General features: G+C 73.1%; 2 protein-coding genes. Both read right to left on the reverse strand.

The window, feature by feature from the left end:
* Positions 1-2,404, reverse strand: a 2,404-nt coding sequence (pheT, locus tag A9X05_RS00030; RefSeq protein ID WP_067778326.1) for a phenylalanine--tRNA ligase subunit beta, incomplete at its 3' end; no start/stop codon positions are given.
* A partial coding sequence (pheS, locus tag A9X05_RS00035; protein WP_067778328.1) for a phenylalanine--tRNA ligase subunit alpha occupies positions 2,404-3,063 on the reverse strand: 660 nt, incomplete at its 5' end. The genes pheS and pheT, both read right to left, overlap by 1 nt.

The following is a 3,063-nucleotide window of genomic DNA, read 5'->3' on the forward strand; positions in this document are numbered from 1 at the left end:
GGGTGCGGTCCGGCGCCCGGAACCGCAGCGCGAAGGTCAGCGATTTGCGGTCCTCCCCGACCTGCGGGCCGGTGAAGACGTCGAAGAGTTGCAGGTCTTCCAGCAGCTCGCCGGCGCCCTCCCGGACGGCGTCGGCCACCGCCTGAGCCGGCACGTGCGCGGGCACCACCAGGCTGACGTCCTGGAAGACGGCCGGGAAGGGCGACACCCTGGGTGCGGGCAGCGCCTCGACGATCGGGATCGCGTCGAGGTCGAGCTCGACAGCGCAGGCGCCTTTGGGCAGTCCGGAGCGCTCGATGACCGCCGGGTGTAGCTGGCCGGCGTGGCCGACGACCGTCTCCCCGACGAGCACCTCGGCGCAGCGGCCGGGGTGCCACGGCAGGTGCTGGGCCGCCCGCAGGCTCACCTCGACCCCGCTGGCGCGGGCGATGATGCGGGCCGCCTCGAACGCGTCGGCGGCTTCGACCCGGCGGCCGGGACCCCACGGGCCGCGCCGCTCCCGCAGTCCCGCCAGCACCACGGCCACATGCTGCGGTTGCCGGGGCAACGAGGCGTCCAGCATGGCGACCTCTTCGTCGGTGGGCCGCCGGTGCACGGGGATCGGCTGGACGCCGCGGGTCTGCTCGGTCGGTTGCACAACCTGCGCCAGCGCGTACAACGCGACGTCCACCAGACCGCGGGACACGTTGCGCACCAACGCTTCCAGCAGCGCGGGCAGCAGTGTGGTCGCGAGGTGCGGGCGGTCGGCCTCCAGCGGGTTGAGCACCCGGGTGGTCGAGCGCCGGGGATCGTCGGCCGGCAGGCCCCACAGGTCGAACACGCCGGCGGGCAGGAACGGCGTCGGCAGGATCTCGACGTAGCCGGACTGGGCGAGCGATCTGCCGATGGCGCGGCGACGCTTCTGCCTCGCGGTGAGGCCCCGGCCCGCCGGAGCGGCGGGCAGCACCGACGGGATGGCTTCCAGCCCCTCCAGGCGCAGCACCTCCTCGACGAGGTCGGCGGGCTGCACCAGGTCGGGCCGCCAGCTCGGCGGCGTCACGATCAGCGTTTCGCCGTCATCGCTCACCGAGGCCCCGATCTGCGCCAGCCGCCGCGCCGCGGTGCCCGGCGGGTAGGCGACCCCGGCGACGCGGTCGGGCAGGTCGGCGGGGATCCGGATCGGCGGGAGCGACCAGTCGTCGGTCGGCGGCTCGCCCCGCCAATCGGTCAACTCGTCCGACACCGCTCCCCCGGCGATGTCGACGAGCAGCGCGGCGCAGCGGTCCAGGGCGGCGACCGAGATCGCCGGGTCCACCCCGCGTTCGTAGCGCCGGGCCGCCTCGCTGGGCAGGTGCAGACGGCGCTGCGTGCGCGAGACGGCGGCCGGGTCCCACACGGCGGCCTCCAGTAGCACGTTCGTGGAATCGGCGCGGACCTCGGTGCTCGCCGCGCCCATCACGCCGCCGATCGCCGCGGTCGCCCGGTCGTCGACGATGAGGACGTCGGCCGGATCGAGCCGGCGCTCGACGTCGTCGAGGGTGACGACGGTCTCGCCGGGGCGGGCGAACCGCACGCCGAGGCCCCCGGAGATGCGGTCGCGGTCGTGCGCGTGCATCGGGTGGCCGAGCTCGAGCATCACGTAGTTGGTGACGTCCACCGCCGGGGAGGCCGCGCGGATGCCGGCCAGCAACAGCCGCCGCTGCAGCCACCAGGGCGACACGGCGGCGGGGTCGATGCCGGTCACCGGGCGCAGGGCGAACCGGCGGACACCGGTTTCGGGCTGCACGGTCAACGGCCAGGCCTCGCCGTTGGCGGGCAACTGCTTCACGTCTGCGGGATCGACGAAGTCGAGGCCGTAGGCGCAGGCGATCTCGCGGGCCAGCCCGCGCACCGACATGCAGTAGCCGCGGTCGGGGGTGATCGCCAGGTGGAAGACCACGTCGTCCAACCCCAGCACCGCGGCGCCGTCGGCGCCCGGGTCGGCGGTGCCCGGCGGCAACACCAGGATGCCGGAATGGTCGGCGCCCAAACCCAATTCGGCCGCCGAGCAGATCATGCCGTCGGACTCGCGGCCGTAGGTCTTGCGCGCCGTAATGGCGAACCCGCCGGGCAGCGTGGTGCCCGGCAGCGCCACGACCACCAGGTCGCCGACGACGAAATTCGTTGCACCGCAAACGATATCGCGTGGCTCGGACTCGCCGACGTCGACCCGGCAGGCGCGGATCGGCTTCTTGAACCCGGTCAGCTCCTCGATGCCGGCCACCCGTCCGACGGTCAGCGGCCCGTCGACGGGGCCGAGCGTGACGACCTCCTCGACCTCGTGGCCGATGCCCACCAGCGTCTGTTCGAGGTCGGCGGGGGCGGCGTCCCAGTCCGGGGCGCCGGCTGCCACGATCTCCCGCAACCAGCTGTAGGGGATGCGCATCAGGCACCCACCCCGAAGGGCAGGGAGAACCGGACGTCGCCCTCGACCATGTCGCGCATGTCGGGGATGCCGTTGCGGAACTGCAGGGTGCGTTCCAGGCCCATCCCGAACGCGAACCCGGAGTACACCTCGGGGTCGATCCCCGCGGCCCGCAACACGTTCGGGTGCACCATGCCGCAGCCGCCCCATTCGACCCAGCCCGCGCCGCCCTTCTTGCCGACGAACCAGACGTCGACCTCGGCGGAGGGTTCGGTGAACGGGAAGAAGTGCGGCCGGATCCGGGTGCGGGCCTCGGGGCCGAACTCCGCGCGGGCGAACGCGTCGAGGGTGCCCCGCAGGTGCGCCATGGACAGCCCGCGATCCACCGCCAGCCCCTCGACCTGATGGAAGACGGGCGTGTGGGTGGCGTCGAGTTCGTCGGTGCGAAACGTGCGGCCGATGGAGATGATGTACACCGGCAGCTCGTGAGCCAGCAGGGTGCGCACCTGCACCGGCGAGGTGTGGGTGCGCAGCAGCTGCCGGGAATCGTCCGGCGCGATGTAGAACGTGTCCTGCTCGCTGCGCGCCGGGTGGTCGGCCGGGAAGTTCAGGGCGTCGAAGTTGAATTGTTCCGTCTCGACTTCGGGACCCTCGGCCAATTCCCAGCCCATCGCGACGAA

The organism is Mycobacterium sp. E3298 (assembly GCF_001666895.1).
Lineage (GTDB): Bacteria > Actinomycetota > Actinomycetes > Mycobacteriales > Mycobacteriaceae > Mycobacterium.